This window comes from Amycolatopsis sp. cmx-8-4, assembly GCF_046548675.1.
Classification (GTDB): domain Bacteria; phylum Actinomycetota; class Actinomycetes; order Mycobacteriales; family Pseudonocardiaceae; genus Amycolatopsis.
On the sequence record NZ_JAEBDZ010000022.1, the window covers coordinates 112,623 to 136,323 of the forward strand.

General features: G+C 73.1%; 19 protein-coding genes and 2 tRNA genes. 18 read left to right on the top strand and 3 right to left on the bottom strand.

Features of this window, described 5'->3' with window-relative positions:
• Positions 1 to 105: 105 nt before the first annotated feature.
• The 11 genes from ACLJQZ_RS35650 to ACLJQZ_RS35700 all read left to right on the top strand — a co-directional run bounded on the left by ACLJQZ_RS35650 (position 106) and on the right by ACLJQZ_RS35700 (position 15,925).
• On the top strand, positions 106 to 1,572 hold the full coding sequence (locus ACLJQZ_RS35650; RefSeq protein ID WP_410624510.1) for an amidohydrolase family protein: 1,467 nt from the start codon (positions 106 to 108) through the stop codon (positions 1,570 to 1,572).
• The gene (locus tag ACLJQZ_RS35655; protein ID WP_410624512.1) at positions 1,569 to 2,699 is read left to right on the top strand and encodes a M20 family metallopeptidase; all 1,131 of its coding nucleotides are present in this window, start codon (positions 1,569 to 1,571) and stop codon (positions 2,697 to 2,699) included. Before ACLJQZ_RS35650 ends, ACLJQZ_RS35655 begins: the two co-directional genes overlap by 4 nt.
• Positions 2,700 to 2,730: 31 nt before the next feature.
• Positions 2,731 to 3,612: a GNAT family N-acetyltransferase gene (locus ACLJQZ_RS35660; RefSeq protein WP_410624514.1), complete on the top strand. Its 882-nt coding sequence runs from the start codon at positions 2,731 to 2,733 to the stop codon at positions 3,610 to 3,612.
• Positions 3,609 to 4,712 carry an o-succinylbenzoate synthase gene (gene menC, locus ACLJQZ_RS35665; RefSeq protein WP_410624516.1) on the top strand — a complete coding sequence of 368 codons (1,104 nt, stop codon included), beginning with the start codon at positions 3,609 to 3,611 and terminating at the stop codon, positions 4,710 to 4,712. The genes ACLJQZ_RS35660 and menC overlap by 4 nt, the downstream gene beginning before the upstream one ends.
• Before the next feature lie 120 nt (positions 4,713 to 4,832).
• On the top strand, positions 4,833 to 6,218 hold the full coding sequence (locus tag ACLJQZ_RS35670) for a serine hydrolase domain-containing protein (RefSeq protein ID WP_410624518.1): 1,386 nt from the start codon (positions 4,833 to 4,835) through the stop codon (positions 6,216 to 6,218).
• Positions 6,215 to 7,102, top strand: coding sequence for a serine hydrolase (locus ACLJQZ_RS35675; protein WP_410624520.1), 888 nt, complete (start codon positions 6,215 to 6,217; stop codon positions 7,100 to 7,102). Before ACLJQZ_RS35670 ends, ACLJQZ_RS35675 begins: the two co-directional genes overlap by 4 nt.
• Positions 7,099 to 8,688 (top strand): ABC transporter substrate-binding protein, encoded by a 1,590-nt coding sequence (locus ACLJQZ_RS35680; protein WP_410624522.1) that lies wholly within the window; start codon positions 7,099 to 7,101, stop codon positions 8,686 to 8,688. The genes ACLJQZ_RS35675 and ACLJQZ_RS35680 overlap by 4 nt, the downstream gene beginning before the upstream one ends.
• Positions 8,685 to 9,665: an ABC transporter permease gene (locus ACLJQZ_RS35685; protein WP_410624523.1), complete on the top strand. Its 981-nt coding sequence runs from the start codon at positions 8,685 to 8,687 to the stop codon at positions 9,663 to 9,665. The genes ACLJQZ_RS35680 and ACLJQZ_RS35685 overlap by 4 nt, the downstream gene beginning before the upstream one ends.
• A gap of 10 nt (positions 9,666 to 9,675) precedes the next feature.
• Positions 9,676 to 11,610, top strand: a complete 1,935-nt coding sequence (locus tag ACLJQZ_RS35690) for a dipeptide/oligopeptide/nickel ABC transporter permease/ATP-binding protein (protein ID WP_410624525.1) — start codon at positions 9,676 to 9,678, stop codon at positions 11,608 to 11,610.
• A complete protein-coding gene (locus tag ACLJQZ_RS35695; RefSeq protein ID WP_410624527.1) occupies positions 11,607 to 12,590 on the top strand; it encodes an ABC transporter ATP-binding protein in 984 nt (327 codons plus the stop codon). Before ACLJQZ_RS35690 ends, ACLJQZ_RS35695 begins: the two co-directional genes overlap by 4 nt.
• Positions 12,587 to 15,925 (top strand): serine hydrolase, encoded by a 3,339-nt coding sequence (locus tag ACLJQZ_RS35700; protein ID WP_410624529.1) that lies wholly within the window; start codon positions 12,587 to 12,589, stop codon positions 15,923 to 15,925. Before ACLJQZ_RS35695 ends, ACLJQZ_RS35700 begins: the two co-directional genes overlap by 4 nt.
• A 70-nt stretch (positions 15,926 to 15,995) precedes the next feature.
• Here the strand turns inward: ACLJQZ_RS35700 and ACLJQZ_RS35705 are convergent, their stop codons facing one another.
• Positions 15,996 to 16,928, bottom strand: coding sequence for a quinone oxidoreductase family protein (locus ACLJQZ_RS35705; RefSeq protein ID WP_410624531.1), 933 nt, complete (start codon positions 16,926 to 16,928; stop codon positions 15,996 to 15,998).
• 78 nt (positions 16,929 to 17,006) lie between these two features.
• On the opposite strand from ACLJQZ_RS35705, the gene ACLJQZ_RS35710 reads away from it, so the two are divergent.
• A complete protein-coding gene (locus ACLJQZ_RS35710; RefSeq protein WP_410624533.1) occupies positions 17,007 to 17,420 on the top strand; it encodes a MarR family winged helix-turn-helix transcriptional regulator in 414 nt (137 codons plus the stop codon).
• A 33-nt stretch (positions 17,421 to 17,453) separates the two neighbouring features.
• Here ACLJQZ_RS35710 and ACLJQZ_RS35715 read toward each other — a convergent pair whose 3' ends face one another.
• Complete coding sequence (locus tag ACLJQZ_RS35715; protein ID WP_410624535.1) at positions 17,454 to 18,914, bottom strand: DHA2 family efflux MFS transporter permease subunit; 1,461 nt, start codon at positions 18,912 to 18,914, stop codon at positions 17,454 to 17,456.
• A 196-nt stretch (positions 18,915 to 19,110) separates the two neighbouring features.
• On the opposite strand from ACLJQZ_RS35715, the gene ACLJQZ_RS35720 reads away from it, so the two are divergent.
• The 3 genes from ACLJQZ_RS35720 to ACLJQZ_RS35730 all read left to right on the top strand — a co-directional run bounded on the left by ACLJQZ_RS35720 (position 19,111) and on the right by ACLJQZ_RS35730 (position 19,843).
• Positions 19,111 to 19,185, top strand: a tRNA-Val gene (locus tag ACLJQZ_RS35720).
• Positions 19,186 to 19,220: 35 nt separating this feature from the next.
• Positions 19,221 to 19,292: transfer RNA gene (locus ACLJQZ_RS35725), tRNA-Val, on the top strand.
• 305 nt (positions 19,293 to 19,597) lie between these two features.
• Positions 19,598 to 19,843, top strand: a complete 246-nt coding sequence (locus ACLJQZ_RS35730) for a DUF4287 domain-containing protein (RefSeq protein ID WP_328453997.1) — start codon at positions 19,598 to 19,600, stop codon at positions 19,841 to 19,843.
• Positions 19,844 to 20,163: 320 nt separating this feature from the next.
• On the opposite strand, the gene ACLJQZ_RS35735 is transcribed toward ACLJQZ_RS35730, so the two are convergent.
• Positions 20,164 to 20,937 (bottom strand): DUF1932 domain-containing protein, encoded by a 774-nt coding sequence (locus tag ACLJQZ_RS35735; RefSeq protein WP_410624537.1) that lies wholly within the window; start codon positions 20,935 to 20,937, stop codon positions 20,164 to 20,166.
• 77 nt (positions 20,938 to 21,014) lie between these two features.
• On the opposite strand from ACLJQZ_RS35735, the gene ACLJQZ_RS35740 reads away from it, so the two are divergent.
• Genes ACLJQZ_RS35740 through ACLJQZ_RS35750 form a run of 3 tightly spaced genes read left to right on the top strand, consistent with a single transcriptional unit; the run spans position 21,015 to position 23,504 of the window.
• Positions 21,015 to 21,689, top strand: a complete 675-nt coding sequence (locus ACLJQZ_RS35740) for a GntR family transcriptional regulator (RefSeq protein ID WP_410624539.1) — start codon at positions 21,015 to 21,017, stop codon at positions 21,687 to 21,689.
• A 58-nt stretch (positions 21,690 to 21,747) separates the two neighbouring features.
• A complete protein-coding gene (locus ACLJQZ_RS35745) occupies positions 21,748 to 22,452 on the top strand; it encodes a 4-carboxy-4-hydroxy-2-oxoadipate aldolase/oxaloacetate decarboxylase (RefSeq protein WP_410624541.1) in 705 nt (234 codons plus the stop codon).
• The gene (locus ACLJQZ_RS35750) at positions 22,449 to 23,504 is read left to right on the top strand and encodes a 4-oxalomesaconate tautomerase (protein WP_410624543.1); all 1,056 of its coding nucleotides are present in this window, start codon (positions 22,449 to 22,451) and stop codon (positions 23,502 to 23,504) included. The genes ACLJQZ_RS35745 and ACLJQZ_RS35750 overlap by 4 nt, the downstream gene beginning before the upstream one ends.
• Positions 23,505 to 23,701 lie beyond the last annotated feature (197 nt).

Sequence of the window (23,701 nt, forward strand, 5' to 3'; positions counted from 1 at the left end):
GGATGGACCGGACCGTCCCGGTTCGTCGCCGCGCACCAACGGCTCCGCCGGAATCCCTCCTATCGTCGCCACGACCGGAGTACGTGACGACGAGGAGGCGCAGCGGTGCGGACACTCTTGCGGGGCGGGCGGGTCGTCGACCCCGGGACCGGGTTCGACGGCGTCGCCGACGTGCTCCTGGACGACGGCAAGGTCGCCGCCGTCGGGACCGGGCTCGACGCGCCCGCCGTGGTGGACGTCAGCGGGCTCGTCGTCGGGCCCGGGTTCGTCGACCTGCACAGCCACGTGCACTCCGTCGCCGGGCAGCGGCTGCAGGCGCTGGACGGCGTGACCACCGCGCTCGACCTCGAAGCCGGCCTGATGCCCCTCGAACGGGCCTACGCCGAGGCCGCCGCGGCCGGGCGGCCGCTGAACTACGGCTTCTCCGCCTGCTGGGCCGCCGCGCGGGCGCGGGTGCTGGCCGGGATCGAGCCGGACGCGCGGATCGACAGTGGCCTGGCCGTGCTGGGCAACCCGGCGTGGCAACGGTCGTCGTCGGCGGACGAACTCGCGGCCTGGCTGTCCCTTGTGGAGGGTGAGCTGGCCGCCGGCGCGCTCGGCATCGGCGTCCTGATGGGGTACGCGCCCGCGACCGAGCCCGGCGAGTTCCTGGCCGTCGCGCACCTCGCCGCGAAGGCCGGGGTGCCGACCTACACCCACGTCCGCGAGCTGGTCGAGGTCGACCCGGCGATCCCGGTCGACGGCTCCGAGGAGATCGTCATCGCCGCGGCCGAGACCGGCGCCGCGATGCACCACTGCCACGTCAACAGCACCTCCGGCCACCACCTCGACCGCGTCCTGGCCACCCTGGAGAAGTCCCGTCGCGCGGGCTCCCGCGTCACCGTCGAGGCCTACCCGTACGGCGCCGGCAGCACCGCCGTCGGTGCCGCGTTCATCGAGCCGGACCGCTTGCGGCTCAAGGGACTTTCGCCGTCGAGCGTGGTGATCCTCGAGACCGGCGAGCGCGTCGCGGACGAGGCCCGCCTACGTCAGCTGCGCGAAGCCGACCCCGGCGCGCCGTGCCTGCTGGAGTTCCTCGACGAGGACAACCCCCGCGACCGGGCGACGCTGCGCCGGGCGCTCGCGTTCCCCGACTCGATCGTCGCGAGCGACGCGATGCCGGTGTACTGGACGGACGGCCGCACCGAGAGCACCGAGTGGCCGCTCCCGCCGGGCGGCACCACACACCCGCGGACCGCGGGCACCTTCGCCAAGACCTTGCGCCTGATGGTGCGCGAGACCGGGGCCTGGACGTGGCTCGAAGCGTTCCGCCGCTGCGCCTACCTGCCGTCGCGGCTGCTCGACGACGTCGCTCCGGCGGCGCGCGGCAAGGGCCACCTCGGGGTGGGCGCCGACGCCGACGTGGTCGTCCTCGACCCGGCGACGATCACCGACGCCGCCACGTACGCCGATCCCACCCGGCCGTCGCACGGCGTCCGGCACCTGTTCGTCGGCGGCGTCGCCGTGGTCGGCGACGGCGAACTGCGCACCGGCGCGTTCCCGGGGAAGCCGTTGCGGGGTGAGCCGCGGTGAACGACCTCCTCGCCGACATCGAGACGCTCGTCCGGTGCGAGTCGCCGTCCGAGGACCACGACGCCCTCGCGCGCAGCGCCGAAGCCGTCGCGAAGATCGGCCGGCGCCTGCTGGGCGCCGAGCCGGACCGGATCGTCACCGACGGCTGCACGCACCTGCGCTGGCGGTTCGGCGACGGCCCGCCCCGCGTCCTGCTGCTCGGGCACCACGACACCGTGTGGCCGCTGGGTTCCCTGCGCACGCACCCGTTCTCGATCACCGGCGGCGTCCTGCGCGGCCCCGGCTGCTTCGACATGAAGGCCGGCGTGGTGATGGCCCTGCACGCCGCCGCGGCGCTGGCCGACCGCAGCGGCCTGGCGATCCTCGTCACCGGCGACGAGGAGATCGGCTCACCGCTGTCCCGCTCGCTGATCGAGGAGGAGGCCCGCGGCTGTGACGCGGTGTTCGTCCTCGAAGCCGCCGCCGACGGCGGTGCGCTGAAGACCCGCCGCAAGGGCGTTTCCCGGTACTGGATCGAGGTCGAGGGCCGCGCCGCGCACGCCGGGCTCGAGCCGGAGAAGGGCGTCAACGCCGGGATCGAGATCGCCCACCAGATCCTCGCGGTGGCCGCGCTCGCCGACGCCGAGCGGGGCACGACCGTCGTCCCGACCGCGCTGTCCGCCGGGACGACGACCAACACCGTGCCCGCCGCCGCCAGCGTCGCGGTCGACGCACGCGTGTGGGACACCGCCGAGCAGGACCGCGTCGACCGAGCTGTCCGGAGCTTGAAACCGGTGCTGCCCGGTTCCAAGCTCCGGATCGCCGGCGGCATCAACCGCGCGCCGCTCGACGCCGTCGCGTCGGCGGATCTGTTCGACCTGGCGAACTCCCTCGCCGGTGGCACGCTCACGTCCGCGTCGGTCGGCGGCGCGTCCGACGGCAACTTCACGGCCGGGCTGGGGATTCCCACCCTCGACGGCCTCGGCGCGGTGGGCGGCGGCGCGCACGCCGACGACGAACACGTCGTCGTCGACCAGCTGCTCCCGCGCACCGCGCTGCTCGTCTCGCTGACCAAAACCGTGCTGGCGAACGGGACTTCGTCCGCCACGACCAACACCGGGGGCGAATCCGGTGCGGGACAACGGTGACGCGCCGGCCGGGTCCGGAAAGGATGGTCCCGTGACTGACGTTGTGACGAACACGGTCCCGTCCGTGCGGGACGAGGCGGCCCTCACGGCCACCGCCGCCGCCGCGGCTTCGGGGGCCGAGGTCCGTGAGCTCGCCGAGATCCCCGATCTGAACGCGGTGGCCCTGCTCTTCGAGACGATCTGGCAGCCCGAACCGGGCAGCCAGCCGGTGAACGCCGAGCTGCTCAAGGCGATGGTCGCGGCGGGCAACTACGTCGCCGGCGCCTTCGACGGCCCCCGGCTGCTCGGCGCCTGCTTCGGGTTCTTCGGCCGGCCCGCGAAAGGCGGGCTGCACAGCCACATCGCCGGGGTCCTCCCGGCCGGGCTCGGCCGCGGGCTCGGCTTCGCGCTCAAGCTGCACCAGCGCGCGTGGGCGCTGCACCAGGACGTCCCGGTGATCTCCTGGACGTTCGACCCGCTCGTGCGGCGCAACGCCCACTTCAACGTGACCAAGCTCGGCGCCCGCCCGGCGCAGTACCTGCCCGACTTCTACGGCCCGATGCACGACAGCATCAACGGCTCGGGTGACACCGACCGGATCATGGTCGCCTGGGAGCTGGCGAGTCCCGCCGTGCGCGCCGCCGCGCTCGGCGAGCCGGCGAGGTTCGACGCCGCGGCGCTGCGAGCGCGAGGCGCGTCGACGGCGCTGGCGGTGGGCCCGGACGGCGGGCCCGTGACCGGGAGCGCCGACGGGCCGCTGGTGCTCGTCGCCGTGCCGCCGGACATCGAGGCGCTGCGCCGCACCGACCCCGGCCGGGGCCGGTCGTGGCGGGTGGCGCTGCGGGAGGTGCTGGGCGGCCTGATGGCCGGCGGCGCCGCGGTCGTCGGGTTCGATCGTGCCGGTTTTTACGTTCTGGCCAAGGAGAAGCCGTGAAACTCAGTGGTGTGGAGCTCCTGCGTGTCCGGATGCCCCTGGTGGCGCCGTTCCGGACGTCGTTCGGCACGCAGGCCGAGCGCGAACTGCTGGTCCTGCGCGCGGTCACCTCCGACGGCGAGGGCTGGGGCGAGTGCGGTGCGATGGTCGACCCGCTCTACTCCTCGGAGTACGTCGACGGCGTCGAGCACGTGCTGCGGACCTTCCTCGTCCCGGCGCTCACCGCGGCCGGCGACCTGACGGCGAACAAGGTCGCGCCGCTGCTGGCGAAGTTCAAGGGCCACCGGATGGCCAAGGCCGCGCTGGAGATGGCCGTGCTCGACGCCGAGCTGCGGGCGCACGGCGTGTCGTTCGCGGCCGCGCTGGGGTCCACAAAGGACTCTGTCCCGTGTGGAGTGTCCGTCGGCATCATGGAGACCGTCCCGCACCTGCTCGACGTCGTCGGTGGCTACCTCGACGACGGGTACGTCCGGATCAAGCTCAAGATCGAGCCGGGCTGGGACGTCGAGCCGGTGCGCGCGGTCCGGGAACGCTTCGGCGACGACATCCTGCTTCAGGTCGACGCGAACACCGCGTACACCCTGTCGGATATCCCGCAGCTCGCCCGGCTCGACCCGTTCGAGCTGCTGCTGATCGAGCAGCCCCTCGAAGAGGAGGACGTGCTCGGGCACGCGGAGCTGGCCAAGCACATCCGGACGCCGATCTGCCTGGACGAGTCCATCGTCTCCGCGCGTTCGGCCGCCGACGCGATCACGCTGGGCGCGTGCCGGATCGTCAACATCAAGCCCAGCCGGGTCGGCGGTTACCTGGAGGCGCGGCGGGTGCACGACGTCTGCGCCGCGCACGGGATCCCGGTCTGGTGCGGCGGGATGATCGAGACCGGGCTGGGCCGGGCGGCCAACGTCGCCCTCGCGTCGCTGCCCGGCTTCACGCTCCCGGGCGACACCTCGGCGTCGGACCGGTTCTACACCGAGGACATCACCGAACCGTTCGTGCTGGCGGACGGGCACCTGCCGGTGCCGTCCGGCCCCGGCCTCGGCGTGACGCCGATCGCGGGCCGGCTCGCCGAGGTGACCACGGCGAAGAGCTGGCTGGCCTGACCGGTTCGTCCGCCGCGATGAAAGTTTCCCCCGGTCTCGTCGGATTCGACGAACCGGCGGGGTAAGCGCAGGTCATAGCATCCCCGGCAACGCCGGTTCACCATCGGACGAGAGGCAATCATGGCGAAACTCACCGAGCTCGGGGCCTGGCTCGAAAGCCGGCTTCCCGCACTGCTGGCCGAAAACCACGTGCCGGCCGCGTCGGTCGCCGTGTACGCCGGCGGCGAGATCCTCGACCGGGCGGCCGGGGTGCTCAACAAGGCCACCGGCGTCGAGGCGGACGCCGACTCGGTGTTCCAGATCGGCTCGGTCACCAAGGTCTGGACGGTGACGCTGGCGATGCAGCTCGTCGACGAGGGGAAGCTGGACCTCGACCAGCCCGTCCGCCGGTACCTGCCCGGGTTCGCGCTCGCCGACGACGACGCGGCCGCGCGGATCACCATCCGGCAGCTGATGTGCCACACCTCCGGCTTCGAAGGCGACATCTTCACCGACACCGGCCGCGGCGAGGACTGCGTCGAGAAGTACGTCGCCACGCTCCACGACGTGCCCCAGCTCTTCCCGCCCGGCGAGATGTTCTCCTACAACAACGCCGCGCTCTGCGTGCTCGGCCGCGTCGTGGAAGTGCTGCGGGACAAGGACTACAACCAGTGCCTGGGTGATCACCTGTTCGTCCCCCTGGGACTGACGCACGCGGCGCAGAGCCCGTACGAGGCGATCCGCTTCCGCGCCGCGCTCGGCCACCTGACGCCGGAGCCGGGCGCCGAGCCGGAGCCCGCCGGGATCTGGGCGCTGGCGCCGTCGAACGCGCCGGCCGGGTCGATGCTCGCGATGCGGGCGCGCGACCTCGCGACGTTCGCCGGCATGCACCTGCGTGACGGCGAGGCCCCGGACGGCACCCGCGTGCTGAGCGCGGCGAGCGCCCGCGCGATGCGGGAACGCCTGGTGGAGCTGCCCGACCTCGGCCTGATGGGCGACGCGTGGGGGCTCGGCTGGTCGCTGTTCGACTCACCTGGCGGTGCCCTGGTCGGGCACGACGGCAACACGATCGGCCAGGCGTCGTTCCTGCGGGTCGCCCCGGACCACGGCGTCGCCGTCGCACTGCTGACCAACGGCGGCGACCCGATCCCGCTCTACACCGAGATCATCGGCCACGTCCTGCGGGAGCTGACCGGCATCGAGCTGACCCCGCCGCCGGTGCCGGACCCGGCCGCGCCGCGCGTCGACGCCTCCCGGTACGTCGGCGAGTACTCCTCGACGGTCGCGGACATCGTGGTCAGCCAGGACGACAGCGGCCGCGTCTGGGTGGAGCGCGTCCCGAAGGGGATCTTCGCCGAGCTGAGCGGCCCGGTGAAGAGCGAACTGGTCGCGATGAACGGCGACACGCTGATCCTCGCCGAGCCGATGCAGGGCATGTACATCCCGCACGCCTTCGTCGGCGACGACGGCACCGGCCACGCGCTGTACCTGCACACCGGCCGCGCCGACCGGCGGGTGCGCGCATGACCGGTGTCGAAGACGAGATCGCCGCGGCCTTCACCGCGGCGGGCGCGCGGGGCTTCGTCCACGCGCGGGAGATCGGCGGCGGCCCGGGCGAGGTGGCGCTCGGCGCGGACGACCCGGTCGTGCTGGCGTCGGTGTTCAAGATCCCGGTCGCCGTCGCCTACGCCCGGGAAGTGGCGGCGGGCCGTCTCGACGAGACCGAGCGCACCCGCGTCGGGCAGCGCTACCGCATCGGCGGGATCGGCACCGCCGGCTGTGCAGACGACGTCGAGATGAGCTGGCGCGACCTCGCGCTGTTCATGCTGACCATGAGCGACAACGCCGCCACCGACGTGATCTACCACCGGATCGGTCAGGACGCCGTCGACCGCGTGCTCGCCGACCTGGACCTCAATCGGACGCGGTTGATCGGCTGCTGCGAGGACCTGTTCGCGTCGGTCATGGCCGACCTGGGTGCCGACGGTGATCTCGACGCCGCGTTCGCCGGGGCCACCCCGGAGCAGACGTGGAAGCTCTCGGTGCTCGACCCGGACCGCACGACGTCGTCGACGCCCCGGGAGGTCACCACCCTGCTCGACGCCGTCTGGACCGATCGCGCCGCCGAACCCGCGGCCTGCGCACGCGTCCGCTCGATGATGGCCCGCCAGATCTGGCCGCACCGGATCTCCTCAGGCTTCGGTTCGGACGTCACGATCGCGGCCAAGACCGGCACCCTGCCGGCGGTCCGCAACGAAGCCGGCGTGCTGTCCTTTCCGGACGGACGCCGGTTCGCCGTCGCGGTCTTCACCCGCGCGGACTCGCTCGACGAACGGCAGCCCGCCGTCGACGCCGCGATCGGCGCGGCCGCCCGCCTCGCCGTGGACCACCTGCGGAAGGAAACCCCATGACCCCCACACGGACCGCGGTGGTCCTGCTCGGCGGGCTCGCCCTCGTGGCGACCGCCTGCGCGGGACCGGGAGACACCGGCTCGGGCCAGACCCCCGTCGACGGCGGAACGTTCACCTTCGCCATCGGCTCCGACCCGGGCAACCTCGACCCGCACATGTCGGTGCTGTCGGTGACCGGCCAGGTCGACAAGTTCCTCTACGACTCGCTGCTCGAGCTGAGCGCGGACGGCAAGCCCCTGCCGGAGCTGGCCGAGAAGTGGGCCGCCACCTCGACGATCGCCGCGACCTTCACCCTGCGTCCCGGGCTCACCTGCGCGGACGGCGCCCCGCTGACCGCCGCCGACGTCGCGGCGAACATCGTGTTCGTCGGCGACCCGGTGAACAAGTCGCCGTTCGCCGGCCTGACGATCGCGCCCGGCACGAAGGCCACCGCCGACGAGGCCACCCGCACGATCACCGTCACCTCCGGCGCGCCGGACGCGTTCCTGCTCCGCAACATCGGCGCGCTGCCGATCGTCTGCGGCAAGGGCCTGGCCGACCGGAAGCTGCTCGCGAAGGGCGAGAGCGGCACCGGCCTGTTCGCCGTCTCCGAAGCCGTGCCGAACGACCACTACACGTTCACCCGCCGCAAGGACTACGCCTGGGGCCCGGGGGACTGGAAGGCCGAGCCGGGCCTGCCCGACAAGCTCGTCCTGCGGGTCATCTCCAACACCTCGACGGCGGCGAACCTGCTGCTCTCGGGCGAGCTCAACGCGGCGGCGATCACCGGCCCGGACCGCCAGCGCCTCGACGCGCGCAAGCTGTTCCACGCCGACTACAACGCGCCGCTCGGCGAGATCTACTACAACCAGGCCGCGGGCCGGCCCGGCGAGGACGAAGCCGTGCGGCGCGCGCTGACGCAGTCGCTCGACCTGGCGCAGCTGGGCAAGGTGCTCACCAGCGGCACGGGCAAGCCGTCGCAGGGCATGGTCACGGCCGACCCCAAGGCGTGCGCGGGTGACACCATCACCGGCAACCTGCCGGCCCACGACGCCGCCGCGGCCGCGTCCGCGCTGGACGCCGCGGGCTGGAAGGCCGGCGGGGACGGCGTCCGGGTGAAGAACGGCAAGCGCCTGACGCTGAACGTCATCTACGGCACCCAGCTCGGCCCGACGATGGCGCCGACGGCGGAACTGTTCCAGCAGACCTGGAAGGCGCTCGGCGCCGAGGTCACGCTCAAGGGCGTCGACAGCCCCGGCCTGTCCCAGGTGCTGTTCGGCACCGGCGAGTGGGAGGTCTCGCTCGGCCCGCTCGGGCTCGCGCTGCCCAGCCAGCTGGTGCCGTTCGTGTCCGGCCCGGCCGCGCCGGACGGGACGAACTTCGCGCACATCGCCAACCCCACCTACGACCAGGGTGTGAAGCAGGCCGCCGCGACGAGCGGCGACGCCAGCTGCCCGACCTGGATCGCCGCGGAGACGGCGCTGATCAAGCGGGTGGACGTGGTGCCCTACGTCGACTCCGTCATCCCGATCTACGGCAGCGGCACGAAGTTCACGCTCAGCCAGGGCGCCGTGCTGCCGTCCTCGATCCGGATGTACGCGAAATGACCACGGCGACGGCGCCCGCCGGCCTGCGGGGCAGCCCGTGGCCGGCGTTCGCCGGGCGCCGGCTGGCCCGGTTCGCCGTGTCGCTGTGGGCGCTGGTGACCGCGGCGTTCCTGATGATCCACCTGGTCCCCGGCGACCCGGTGCGGGCCGCGCTCGGGATGACCGCGCCCGCCGCCCTGGTCCGGGCCCGCCGCGCCGAGCTCGGCCTGGACGATCCACTGTGGACGCAGTACGGGCACTACCTGCGCGGGCTGGTCACCGGCGACTTCGGGACGTCGATGGCGAGCGGGCAGCCGGTGACCCAGGTGATCGGCGACCGGCTGCCGGCGACGTTGCAGCTGGCCGTGCTGGCGTTCGTGGTGGTCGTCGTGGTCGCGGTGCCGGTCGGGGTGTGCTTCGCGGTGCTGACGCGCGGCGGTCGTCGCCGTGGCGGTGAGCTGGCGTTCACCTCGGGGAGCGTGCTGCTCGCCGCCATCCCGGACTTCCTGCTGGCGGTCGGGCTGGTGGCGGTGTTCGCGGTCGGTTTCGGCTGGTTCCCGGTCGCGGGCGGGGACGGCCCGGGCGCGTACGTGCTGCCGGTGGCGGCCCTCACGATCGGGCCGGCCGCGGTGCTCGCCCGGATCGTCCGGGTGGAGCTGCTTTCGCTGCTGGGCGCCGACTTCGTCCGCACCGCGCGGGCGAAACGGCTGCCCGCGCGGCTGGTGTACGTCCGGCACGCCCTGCCGAACGCGCTGACCGCGACGCTGACCTTGGGCGGGCTGATGCTGACCGGCCTGGTGGCGGGCACGGTGCTGGTGGAGAACGTGTTCGCCTGGCCCGGGCTCGGCTCGACGATCGTGCAGTCGATCCTGCAGAAGGACTACCCGCTGGTGCAGGGGATCGTGCTCGTCTACGGCATCGGCGTGCTGCTGGTGAACCTGCTGGTCGACGTCGTGCTCGGGCTGCTCGACCCGCGTTCGACGATCCGGGAGAGCTGAGGTGACGGCGATGCGCGCACGGCGTGGTTCAGGGAAGAAGCGCGGCTCGGTGTGGACGACGGCCGTGCGCACGCCGGTGGGCGCGTGCTCGGCGGTGCTGCTGGTGCTGGTGATCGCGCTGTCCGTGCTGGCGCCGCTGTTCTGGGGCGACGGCGCCGCGGTGGTCGACACCGACGCGATCGGCCAGGGCGCGTCCGCGGCGCACCCGTTCGGCACCGACTCCCTCGGCCGCGACATCTTCCTGCGCACGCTCGTCGCGACCCGGCTGTCGGTCGGCCTCGCGGTGCTCGCGACCGTGATCGGCGTGGGCGCCGGGGTGCTCCTCGGGTCGTTGCCGGCGGTGCTGCCCCGGTGGGCCGGCCGGCTGCTCACCGCGGCGATCAACATCGCCGTCGCGTTCCCCGGGCTGCTGCTGGCGCTGTTCTTCGCGGTGATCTTCGGCGTCGGCACGCACGGTGCGGTGCTGGCGATCGCGTTCGCGATGGCGCCGGCGTTCGCCCGGCTGGTCCAGACGCTCTCGGCGTCGGTGGCCGGGCGGGACTTCGTCGCCGCGGCCCGGGTGTCCGGCGTCGGCCGGATCCGGCTGCTGGCCCGGCACGTGCTGCCGAACATCGGCGAACCGCTGGTCGTGAACGCGACCATCGGCGCCGGGTCGTCGTTGCTCGCCTTCGCCGGGCTCTCGTTCCTCGGCATCGGCGTGCAGGCCCCGGACTACGACTGGGGCCGGCTGCTGCGCGAAGGCCTGGACGGGATCTACGTGACGCCGGTGGCCGCGATCGCGCCCGGCGTCGCCGTGGTGCTCGCCGGGCTGGCGTTCAACCTGGTCGGGGAGACCGTCGCCGCCGTGGTCGGGGTCCGCTCCCGCGCCGCGCGGAGCGCGTCCGGCCCGGTGCCCGTGCCGCGGCCCGCGGTCGTCGAGGCGCCGGCGGACGACGCGGTGCTCGTCGTCGAGAACCTGCAGGTGGCGTTCCCGCGAGCGGGTGGGTGGACGGTGCCGGTGCGTGGCGTGAGTTTCACCGTGCGGGCCGGCGAGGCGATCGGCGTCGTCGGCGAGTCCGGCTCCGGCAAGAGCCTGACGGCGCTGGCCGTGTCACGGCTGATCGAGCTGCCGGGGGTGGTGACGGCGGACCGGCTGGAGTTCGCCGGGACGTCGCTGCTCACCGCGTCCGACCGCGAGCTGCGCGGCCTGCTCGGGACGTCGCTGGCCATGGTGTTCCAGGACCCGATGACCTCGTTCAACCCGGCGCGGCGCGTCGGCGGGCAGCTGGCGGAGGTGTCCGAGCAGCACCACGGCCTGTCGCGGCGCGCGGCGTTCGAGCGCGCGGTGGACCGGCTCGCCGCGGTGCGCGTCCCGGCCGCCCGGCGGCGCGCCCGGCAGTACCCGCACGAGTTCTCCGGCGGCATGCGCCAGCGCGCGATGATCGGGATGGGCCTGATGGGCTCGCCGAAGCTGATCGTCGCGGACGAGCCGACCACGGCCCTCGACGTCACGGTCCAGCGGCAGGTGCTGCGGCTGCTGGCCCGCACGCGCGACGCCGAGGGCGCGGCGATCCTGCTGATCAGCCACGACATCGCGGTGGTTTCCCAGACGTGCGAACGGATGCTGGTGATGTACGCCGGCCGCGTCGTCGAGGACCTGCCGACGGCGGACCTCCCGGGCGCGGCCCGCCACCCGTACACCCGGGCGCTGCTGGCCACCACGGTCGACCTCGGCACCGACCGCGACGAGCCCCTCGCCGTGATCCCCGGCCGGCCACCGGAGCCGGACCAGGTTCCCGTCGGATGTGCCTTCGCGGCGCGGTGCCCCATGGCGACCGATCGTTGTCTCACCGAGGATCCCGTGCTCGAACGGACCGAAGACGGCCACGGCGTGGCGTGCTGGCACCCGCACGAAACCGCCGTGAGTGTCCTTTCCGGACAGTCGCGAAAGGATGGTGCCGCGTGAGCGAGCTGCGGTTCGACACGGTGAGCGTCCGATACGGCCGGTTGACGGCGGTGGACGGGGGCAGCCTGACCGTCCCGTCCGGACAGGTCGTCGGCCTGGTCGGCGAGTCCGGCTCCGGCAAGTCGACGCTGGCCCGGGCCGCGGTCGGGCTGGCCCCGGTCAGCGGCGGCCGGGTACTGCTCGACGGCGTCGACGTGCGACGCCTGCCCCGGCGCAAGCCGCTGCAGATGGTGTTCCAGGACCCGTACTCCTCGCTGGACCCGCGGATGGCCGTCGGCGAGTCCATCGCCGAAGCGATGCCGCGCGGCGCGCACCGCGGCGCGGCTGCCCGGCGAGCCGAGGTGGCGCGGCTGCTCGAACTGGTGAACCTGGACCCGGAACGCGCCACGACGCTGCCCGGTCAGCTGTCCGGTGGGCAACGCCAGCGCGTCGCCCTCGCCCGGGCGCTCGCCGGGCAGCCGAAGGTGCTGATCGCCGACGAGATCACCTCCGCCCTGGACGTCTCGGTGCAGGGCGCCGTGCTCAACCTGGTCCGCGACGTCCAGCGGCGCCTCGCGCTGTCGATGCTGTTCATCTCCCACAACCTCGCCGTGGTGCGGTACGTGAGCGACTTCGTCGCCGTGATGTACCTCGGCCGGATCGTCGAGGCCGGCCCGGCCGAGCAGGTGCTCACCGATCCGCGGCACCCCTACACCCGGGAGCTGCTGGCCGCCGCGCCGTCCGCGACGCACGGCCTGCTCGACGACCCCGGCGTCGACGCGCTCGCCGACACCGAACCCGCCGACCCGCACCACCCGCCGTCCGGCTGCCACTACCACCCGCGGTGCCCGATCGGCCCGCTCGTGCACCCCGACCGCACCGTCTGCCTCAGCGCCGACCCGGCCGCCGCGGCCGCGGAACGGCCCCACGCCGCGGCGTGCCACTTCGCCACGACCGCACCGATTCCCACTGCGCCGAATCCCACGAGGAGATCCGCATGACCCGCCGCCTGAGCGCCGACGACCTGTACGCCCTGGAGTTCCCGGAACAGCCCGCGCTCTCCCCGGACGGCACGCGGATCGCCTACGTCGTGCGCACCGCCGACCGCGACGCGGACCGCGACACCCGGTCGCTCTGGCTGGTCGCCACGAGCGGCGGCCCGGCGCGCCGGCTGACCCGCGGGACCGCCGACCTCGCCCCGGTGTGGTCGCCCGACGGCACGCGGATCGCGTTCCTGCGCGCCGCGGACGGCCCGGCGCAGCTGTGGCTGCTGCCCGCCGACGGCGGCGAACCCGAGCAGGTCACCACGCTCCCGCTCGGCGCGGGTAGCCCGGTGTGGCGGCCGGACGGCGCCGAGATCGCCTTCTCCGCCCCGGTCGACCTGGCCGCGGACGAAGGTGACGACGACGCCGCCCGCGGCCGCCGCGCGGGTGCCCCGGTGGTCGCCGACCGGCTCGACTTCAAGGCCGACGGCGCCGGGCTGCTGCGGACCCTGCGCAAGCACGTCCACGTCCTCGACGTCGCCTCGGGCGACGTCCGGCAGGTGACGGCGGGGGACTGGCACGCGGGCGATCCCGCGTGGTCGCCGGACGGTGCGCTGCTGGCCTTCCCGGCCGGCCCGGAGGCCGACGCCGACCTGACGTTCCGCTCCGGCGCCTACGTCCTCGAAGCCGGCAACCGCCTCGCCGAGCCGCGCCCGGTCGGCTCCGGCGACGGCATGTGTGGCACGGTCACCTGGACCGCCGACGGCGCCGCGCTGCTCGTCGCCGGCCGCCGCGACACCGCGCCCGGCCACCTCGGCCTGCTGCGGATTCCCGTGGACGGCGGGGAAACCGTCGACCTGGCCGCGCCGCTGGACCGCAACGTGATGCCCGGCGGGCCGGGCTACCCCGGCGCGATCCCGGTGCTGAGCGGGGACGGCGCGACCGTGCTGTTCTGCGTTCGCGACCGCGGGTACACCCACGTCTACGCGGTCGGCGTCGATGGCGGCGAACCGCGGCTGGTGGCCGGGGGCACCGGGAACACCCTGTCCGACGTGTCCGTCGCCGGAGACACCGTTGCGGTCGTCCTGTCCACGCCGACGTCGTACGGCGAGATCGCGACGGTCGCCGTCGCCGGGGGAGCGCCCGAAGTCCTCACCACGCACGGCAGCGGGGCCGAGGTCGAGCTGTTCACCCGCGAGGAGCGCGAGTTCACCATCTCGGACGGCACGGTCGTGCACGGCTGGCTGGTGCGCGACCCCGCCCGCACCGGCCCGCGGCCGCTGCTGCTGGACATCCACGGCGGCCCGCACAACGCGTGGAGCGGCACCGCCGACGCCGTCCACAGCTACCACCAGCAGCTGGCCGCGCGCGGCTGGGCGGTGCTGCTGCTCAACCCGCGCGGCAGCGACGGCTACGGCGAAGCGTTCTACACCGCGGCCGTCGGCGCCTGGGGTGTCGCCGACGCCAAGGACTTCCTCGAGCCACTGGACGCGCTCGTCGCCGAAGGGGTCGCGGACGCGCAGCGGCTCGCCGTCTCCGGCTACAGCTACGGCGGCTTCATGACGTGCTACCTGACCAGCCACGACGACCGGTTCGCCGCGGCCGTCGCCGGCGGCGTCGTCAGCGACGCGGTCAGCATGGCCGGCACGTCCGACAGCGGGCACTACCTCGGCGTCGTCGAACTGGGCGGAGCGTCCTCTGTGGACGAGGCGCACTTCGGCGCGTCGTCGCCGCTGGCCCGGGTCGGGCAGGTCCGCACGCCGACGCTCGTGGTGCACGGCGCCGACGACGACCGCTGCCCGGTCGGGCAGGCCGAGCAGTGGTTCACGGCGCTGCGCGAGCAGGGCGTGCCGACCCGGCTGGTGCTCTACCCCGGCGCGTCACACCTGTTCATCCTGGAGGGAAAACCCTCGCACCGCACGGACTTCAACCGCCGCGTCGTCGACTGGGTCGAGCAGTACGCGGGCTCGCCGGGGCGGGTCCCACTCGACGGCGCGCACTGGCAGCGGCGGCTGACCGCGCTCGCGCGCAAGTACCGCGTCCCCGGCGCGACCCTGGGCATCCTGCGCCTCGACGGTGACGAGCAGGCCTTCGCGCACACCGGCGTGCTGAACAAGGCGACTGGCGTCGCCGTCACCGGCGAGTCGGTGTTCCAGATCGGCTCGATCACCAAGGTGTGGACGGCGACCGTCGCCATGCAGCTGGTCGACGAGGGCCTGCTGGACCTGGACGCGCCGATCGCCGACGTGCTGCCGGAGCTGCGGCTGGCCGACCCGGACGTCACCAAGCAGGTGACGCTGCGGCACCTGCTGACCCACACCAGCGGCATCGACGGCGACGTCTTCACCGACACCGGCCGCGGCGACGACTGCGTGGAGAAGTACGTCGCCGTGCTGGACCAGGCCGCCCAGACCCACCCGCTCGGCGCGACGCTGTCCTACTGCAACTCGGGCTTCATCCTGGCCGGCCGCGTCATCGAGAAGCTGACCGGCAAGACCTGGGACGCGGCGTTGCGGGAGCGGCTGTTCACCCCGCTCGGCCTGACGCACACGGGCACCCTGCCCGAGGAGGCGCTGCTGTTCGGCGCGGCGATGGGCCACGTCGCGGCGGGCGACGAGGAGCCGCGGCCGGCGCCGGTCTGGGGCCTGCCGCGCTCGGCGGGCCCGGCCGGCCTGATCACGGCGACCCCGGCGGACGTCCTGGCGTTCGCCCGCCTGCACCTGCGGGGCGGCCTCGGCCCGGACGGCACGCGCGTCCTCTCGGAGGCGTCCGCCACGGCGATGACGCAGTGGCAGGCGGACATGCCGGACAAGCACACGCTCGGTGATTCGTGGGGCCTGGGCTGGATCCGCTTCGACTGGGACGGCCACCGCGTCTACGGCCACGACGGCAACACGATCGGCCAGGCGGCGTTCCTCCGCATCCTGCCGGACCAGGGCCTCGCGGTCACGCTGCTCGCCAACGGCGGTGGCACGCACGACCTGTACGAGGAGCTGTACCGCGAGATCTTCGCGGAACTGGCGGGAGTGGCGATGCCGCAACCGCTTTCGCCCGCTGCCACACCGCCCGCGGTCGACGTCTCGGAGTACCTCGGGACCTACGAGCGGGAGTCGGTGCGGACGGAGATCCTCAGCACGGACTCGGGCCTACGCATCCGCCAGACGGTCACGGGCCCGCTCGCCGAGCTGGTCCCGGAACCGACGACGGAGGACGACCTGATCCCGATCAGCGCGACCCAGTTCGCCTTGCGCCCGGCGGGCACGCGCTCATGGCAGTCGGTGACGTTCTACCAGCTCCCGACGGGCGAGCGGTACCTGCACAGCGGAGTCCGAGCCACCCCGAAGGTCGCCTGAAGCCCGTGAATGGCACATTGAGGGACTCAGAGTCCCTCAATGTGCCATTCACGGCTTACGGCCCCGGCGGTCAGGGGACGATCACCACGCGCCGGTCGTCGCCGTCGTCCTTCCACGCCGCTTCGACGTCCTCCAGCGGGACCGTGCGCGTGTCGATCCGGAAGGTGCCGCGGCCGACTTCCGCCGCGAGGGCGGGCAGTTCGGCGACGATGTCCCGCGTCGGCACCGAACCCTGGCCGCTGCCCACCAGCTGCAGCCGCGCGGCCCGCAACGCGGCGGAGGGCAGCGACGCCGTCCGGCCCGCGACCGAGCCGATCTCGATCCACGTCAGCGGGCGGGCCCGGTCGCCGCGGTGCGTGACGATCTCGCGCATCGCCTCGGCCGTCGGTTCGCCCCAGACGTAGTCCAGGACCACGTCGACGTCCGCGCCCGCCGCGCCGACGTCGGCGAGGGGGACCGCGACGTCGGCGCCCAGGCCCGGCAGCGTCGCGAGGCGGCCGGGGTCCCGGCCCGCGGCGACGACCCGCCCGGCGCCGAGGTGCCGGGCCACCTGGACGGCCAGCCGGCCCGCGTTGCCGGTCGCGCCCAGGACCAGGACGTCCTGCCCGGCCGTGAACTCGATCCGCTGTCGCAGCGCGATCCACGCCGACATCGCCGGGTTCATGCCCGCGGCCACGAGCACCGGGTCGACGCCGTCGGGCAGCACGACACTGCGGCGCGGGTCGACGACCGTCCGCTCGGCCAGCGCGCCCATCGCCGTGTCCGGCAGGACGAAGTAGCGCAGGCGGCCGTCGGGCGCGCGGCCCACGCCGTCGATGCCGGGCACGAACGGCAGCTCGGCGGACTCGGTGTAGTGCGAACCGTCGGCCTGCGAGCGCACCCGCGGGTGCAGGCCGACGGCGACGACGTCGACGAGCACCTCGTCCGGCGTTCCCGGCGCGGGGACGGGAAAGTCCTGGCAGCTCGGCGGTGTGCCGAACGACGTGACGACCGCTGCGCGCATGGTGACTCCTCGAGAAGTAGTTGGTAGTGCCAAGTAGATTAGCTGGTACTACCAACTAGTTCAAGGTAGTGTGGCGGCATGACCGAACCCGGGCCCGACGAGGTGCTGGACCACCTGGTCCAGGTGTCCTTCACGGTGATGGCGCTGCTCAGCCGCGCGGCGGCCGCGCACGACCTGTCGCTGACGCAGCTGCGCGCGCTGGCGATCCTGCGCGACCGCACGCCGAAGATGGCGGAGCTGGCGGACTACCTCGGGCTGGACCGCTCGTCGGTGACCGGTCTGGTCGACCGGGCCGTCAAGCGCGGCCTGGTCCGGCGGGCGGCCAGCGAAGACGACGGGCGCGCGGTGCGCGTCGGCCTGACCGAAGAGGCGCACCACCTCGCCCGGAAACTGGAGGCGGAGATCGCCGGGCTGCTGGCGCCGCTGACCCGCGACCTCACCCCGGCCGAACGCCACCGGCTCGGCGCGCTCCTCGGCCGCATGCTCCCTTGACCCGCGCCGCTCCGGGCTTTCGCCGAGCGGGAATCAGTCCGAAGTGGACACTGCCGGCTCGGTGGACGTGCCACTGGAGCGGCGGATCAGCCAGCTGAGCGCGAAGGCCACCAGGCCGATGCACCCGGCGACGACGAACGCCATCCGCAGCCCCGACGCGTCCGGGCTGCCCGCCGTCGCGTCCGCGGTGCCGAGCGTGGCCACGCTGACGAACAACGCCGTGCCCATCGCGCCCGCCACCTGCTGCAACGTCGAGAGGATCGCGCTGCCGTGGGAATACAGGTGCTCGGGCAGCACGCCGAGCGACTCCGTCATCAGCGGCGTCATCATCAGGCCCAGCCCGGCCATCAGCAGCACGTGGATCCCGATCACCGCGATCAGCGGCGACGCCGGCCCCAGCAGCGTGAACAGCCACAGCGACAGCGCCATGGCCGCCGCGCCGGGGATGACCAGCGGGCGTGCGCCCACCCGGTCGAACAACGCGCCCACCGGACGGCCCAGCAAGCCCAGCACGAGCCCGCCCGGCAGCACCGCCAGGCCGCTGACGAACGTGCTCGTCTTCAGCACCGTCTGCAGGTAGAGCGGCAGCAGGATCGCGGCCGCGCCGATCAGGCAGACGAACAGCAACGCCGTCAGCACCAGCGCCACCACGAACGGGCGGTGGGTGAACGGCCGCAGGTCCAGCAGCGCGCGGTCACGGCGTTGCAGGCATACCTGGCGCCACGTGAACACCGCCAGCGAGATCAGCCCGACGACGATCGGCAGCCACGCCGGCACCGGCGGCTCCACCCCGGCGGCCTCGCCGGTCGAGGACAGCCCGTACAGCAGCCCGCCGAAACCGATCGCGGACAGCAGCACCGACGGCACGTCCAGCGGCACCCGGCGGGTCTCGCTGTGCAGCCGCAGCCGCAGCAGGCCGATCACCAGCGCCGCCAGCGACAGCGGCAGCACGATCCAGAACATCCACCGCCAGCCCAGCCCCGACAGCACCGCGCCGCCGATCGTCGGCCCGATCGCCGGCGCCACGGCGATGACGATCGTGATCGTGCCCATCGTCGCGCCCCGCCGCTGCGGCGGCACCAGCCGCATCACGGTCGTCATCAGCAGCGGCAGCATCACGGCCGTGCCGCACGCCTGCACGACACGCCCGACCATCAGCACCCCGAACCCGGGCGCGAGCGCGCAGATCAGCGTGCCGAGGCTGAACGCCGTCAGCGACACGAGGAACACCTGCCGCGGCGTGAACCGCTCGAGCAGGAACCCCGTCGCCGGGATCACCACGGCCATCGTCAACAGGAACCCGCTGGTCAGCCACTGCACGGTGGTCGTCGGCACGTGCAGGTCGACGGTCAGGTCCCGCAACGCGACACTCAGGATCGTCTCGTTCAGGATCATCACGAACGCCGACAGCACGAGTACCCCGATGAGGAGCCCCGAGCCCGCCGGAGCGTCCGTCCGGTCGTCGGTGGGTGCGGTGTGCACGGTGTCGGTCATCGAGGTGGGAACTCCTGGTCACCGCGCCGGCGACGGTCGGGGTAAGTGCGCTGGTCTCTCGTCCAGTCTGCCTGGCTCACGGCCCCGGTGTCACGGCGGTTTCGGCCGTGGTCCCAGTCACTCCGGCGCAAGGGGAACCCCCTGCGACCCCCGCATCACCGTCCGATATGCTTCTGCGAGTACGGACTTCCGGAGCGCGCGATTAGCTCAGCGGGAGAGCGCTTCCCTGACACGGAAGAGGTCACTGGTTCAATCCCAGTATCGCGCACCAGGGTTCCCCAACCCTCACAGCGGAGGTCGTACCGCGGGCGATTAGCTCAGGGGGAGAGCGCTTCGTTCACACCGAAGAGGTCACTGGTTCGATCCCAGTATCGCCCACCCGAATCGCGGTAGAGCCCTGTTTGCGGACTGCGCAAACAGGGCTCTTCTCGTTGTGTCTTGTGGGGGCCGAGCCCCCACACCCCCGCCGGGGGCAAGCCCCCGGACCCCCCGCGTGTGGTTCCGTTGGGTTGGTGGCTCGCTTTTGTTGTTCCCCCTTTCGGGTCATTTTCGTGCCTTCTCGATGGTGTCCACTGTGGATATTGTGGCCGCTGTCTTTGGGGTTTGTGCTGGTCGGGGCTTGACAAGAAAAGTTGTCGGTGGGAGTGTTGTGGGTAACGGGACCTCGACTTCTGGGAGTGGACGTGTCTTTTCAGGCCTACCTCGACAATGCCGAGAAGCAGACTGGCATCACCCCTCGGGGCTTTCTGGAGCTGGTGGGTGGTCAGGGGCTGACCAAGCAGGGGGAGATCGTCGCCTGGCTCAAGGCTGAGCACGGGCTGGGGCACGGGCATGCCACCGCCGTGGCGCGGCTCGTCGTCAAGGGGCCGGAGTTCGTCGCCGAGCACCACGGCGCCGTCCACCTCGACGGGCTTGCCGCCCGAGGGTGATCCTCGCGCGGCGTTTCGTTCACGCCGCCTGACTCGCTGCCCGGAGCGGCCAACACAGCGACCGGAGTGGCCAACACGGCGACCGGAGCGGCCAACACGGCGACCGGAGTGGCCAACACGGCGACCGGAGTGGCCAACGCGCCCAGTTGGCGGCGTGTTGGCCGTTGCGGCTGGTGTGTTGGCCGCCTCGGGCACCGTGTTGGCCGCTCTGGGCGGTGAGTTGGCCGCTCCGGTACGCGGCAGGGGCCGATTCGCCGGCTTCGGCGCGGGGGTCGTGAGTGGTTAGGAGGGTTCTAACCCTCCTAACCACTCACGACCTCTTACTCCGGCGCCTTCGCCAACTTGGCCAGCTGGTCCCGTGCCGCGCCCGCGATGTCCGATGGCACGCCCAGCTCGGTGAGCATCTCGGCTGCTGCCGCCATCTCGGCCGTGCGGCGGACCGCGTGGGTGTGGGAGCCCGTGACCAGTCGCTCCACTGTGGACTCGTTGGCGGCCGTCAGCTCGTCGGTGATCAGCTGCCGCAGCCAGTCTTCGCAGTCCGCGGCCCGCGCCGCGTGCAGGGCTTCGACCACCGCCGCCGACATGCCCTTGAAGAACACGCTCCGCAGCAGCTTCCGCTCGGCGGCCAGCCCGGGCTCGCCCGGCATGACCTCCACCGCCGCGCCGAGCTCGTTCAGTGTCCGGGCCACCGCGGCAGCCGCGGGGCCCGTGGCGAGCATCGGGACCCGCAGTCCGCGGCCCGGCACCGGCGCCATGATCGCGACGTCCGCGAAGCCCGCGCCGTGCGCCGCCGCCGTCGAGGCCAGCCGGCGCTTCGCTCCGGGGGACGCCGTGTTCAGGTCGGCCCAGAGGGCGTCCGGCTCCAGGCCGGCGAGACCCGCGGCCAGGGCGTCGTGGGCGGCCGACGCGCTGTTCACGCTCAGCACGACGTCCGCGCCCCTCGCGGCCTCGGCCTCGGAGCCGGTGGCGACGATCCCCGCCGGCGCCGGGACGGCCGGGTCGTAACCGCGGACCACCGCGCCGGCCGCCGCCAGGTCGCGGGCGAGCGCGCCGCCCGCTTCGCCGAGCCCCAGTACCGCGATGGTTCCGCGCATAGCACAATCCTTTCCGGACACCTACGATCGAGTAGACGATCTGCTCGACAAAATTGTCAACAAACAGGGGTGGAAGTATGACGGAGACTGCCGCGGACCAGGGGCCGGGGGAACGATCCGTGGTGGCCGCCGTCCGCGACGCCATCGTCCGCGGCGAGTTCGTCCCCAACCAGCGGCTGGTCGAGGCCGACCTGTCCGCCCAGTTCGCGGCCAGCCGCGCCAGCGTGCGGTCCGCGCTCATCGAGCTCACCAACGAAGGCCTGGTCGAGCGGGTGCAGAACCGCGGCGCGCGGGTGCGCGCGGTCTCGCTGGAAGAGGCCGTCGAGATCTCCGAGGTGCGGATGATGCTTGAGTCGCTGTGCGCGGCGAAGGCCGCCGAGCGCATCACCGACGCCGAGATCGCCGAGCTGCGCGAGCTGGGGGAGGCGATGTGCGCCGCCGTGTCGGGTGGTGACGTCGTCGGCTACTCCGGGCTCAACCAGCGGCTGCACCGCCGGGTCCGCGAGATCGGCGGGCAGCGCACCGCCGCGCAGGTCCTCGAACGGCTGCGCGGGCAGAGCGTCCGCCACCAGTTCCGGTTGGCCATGCGCCCCGGCCGGCCGCAGGTCTCGTTGCCCGAGCACCTCGCGATCATCGACGCGGTCTGCGCGCATCACCCGGTCGAGGCCGCCGAAGCCGCGCGGGTCCACCTGCAGAGCGTCATCGAAGCCCTGCGTGAGGCCGACGCCGCCGAGGTGTCCCACCTCCACTGAGGGACAGTCGTCGCCAAGATTGTTGACAATTTCGTCGACGCTATCTAGCGTCGAGGGCATGAACCCGGTGATCGTCACGAACCCGCCGCGCGCCGACGCCGGGCAGGTGACCCGGCTGGCCGAGTACGGCGTGGCCACGGTCCACGAAGCGCTCGGCCGCAGCGGCCTGCTCGGCCCGGACCTGCGGCCGATCCAGGACGGCGCGCGGATCGGCGGCACCGCCGTCACGGCGCTGTGCTGGCCGGGGGACAACCTGATGATCCACGCGGCCGTCGAGCAGTGCCGCGAGGGTGACGTCCTGGTCGTCACCACGACTTCGCCGTCCCGCGACGGCCTCTTCGGCGAACTCTTCGCCACCGCGCTGCGCCACCGCGGCGTGCGCGGCCTGATCATCAACGCCGGCGTCCGCGACGTCGCCGAACTGCGCGCGCTGGGCTTCCCCGTGTGGTCGGCGGCGGTCAGCGCCCAGGGCACGGTCAAGGCGACGGCCGGCGCGGTCAACGTCCCGGTCGTGCTCGGCGGGCAGGTCGTCCACCCAGGCGACGCGATCCTGGCCGACGACGACGGCGTGCTGCGCGTCCGGCGCCAGGACGTCGAAGCGGGCCTGACGGCTTCCCAGGCCCGGCTGGAGAAGGAAGCCGCCGCACGCGAAGCCTTCGCCACCGGACAACTCGGTCTCGACCGCTACGGCCTGCGCGAGAAGCTCGACGCCCTGGGCGTCCGCTACCTCACCGCCGAGGAGTACGAGAAGGAGCAGGGATGACCGGCGTGCGCTGCATGCTCATGCGCGGGGGCACCTCGAAGGGCGCCTACTTCCTCGCCGAGGACCTACCTGCCGACCCGGGCGAACGCGACGACCTGCTGCTGCGGATCATGGGCAGCCCCGACCCGCGCCAGATCGACGGCCTCGGCGGCGCGCAGCCCGTCACCAGCAAGGTGGCCATCGTGTCCCCGCCGGGTGGGCCCGATCGCGACGTCGACTACCTGTTCCTGCAGCTCGGTGTCGACGACGCCACCGTCTCCGACCGGCAGACCTGCGGCAACCTGCTCGCCGGGGTCGGCCAGTTCGCCGTCGAACGCGGCCTGGTTCCGGCCGCCGGCGAACGCACCACCGTGCGCGTGCTGCTGGTCAACACCGGCTCGATCGCGGTCTCGACGTTCGCCACGCCCGGCGGCGAGGTCGACTACGCCGGTTCGCTCGCGATCTCCGGCGTGCCCGGCACGGCCGCGCCCGTGGAACTGGACTTCACCGGGACCGAAGGCTCGGTGTGCGGCCGTCTCCTGCCCACCGGCCACGTCCGCGACGACGTCGGCGGCCTCGAAGTGTCCTGTGTGGACAACGGGATGCCGGTCGTGGTGGCTCGGGCCACCGACTTCGGCATCACCGGCTACGAACCGGTCGGAGAACTGGCCGGCCTCGCCGACCGGATCGACGCCCTGCGCGTCGAAGCGGGCAAGCTGATGGGCCTCGGCGACGTGCGCGGCAGCTCCGTCCCCAAGACCACGCTCGTCGCCGCCCCGCGCGCCGGCGGCGCGATCGCCACCCGGACGTTCATCCCGGTGAAGCCGCACCCCGCGATCGGCGTGCTGGGCGGGGTCAGCGTCGTCACGGCCCTGCTGCTCGACGGCGCCGTCGGCCACGAACTGCTGGTCCGCCCACCCGCCGGCGAGCCGATCGAGATCGAGCACGCGAGCGGCACGCTCGGCGTCGGGATCGAGTTCGACACCACGGTGACGCCACCGCGAGTCGCACGCTCGACGGTGTTCCGCACAGCACGGAAGTTGTTCGACGGCACCGTTTTCCCGCGTTCGTGAGGAGCCCGCCATGCCGGACCCCTCACCCCACCATCGCGCTCGACGCGGCCGTCCACATCGAGACCGGCCCGCACAAGCAACCGATCACCTGGACCGAGGCCGAGCGTCGTTGTCCGTGAAGGCCTCCTTACCGGCTCTTACGGCCGGTAAGGAGGCCTTCACGGCTTTCCTGCGGCGGCTGTGGTGTGATCGACGGC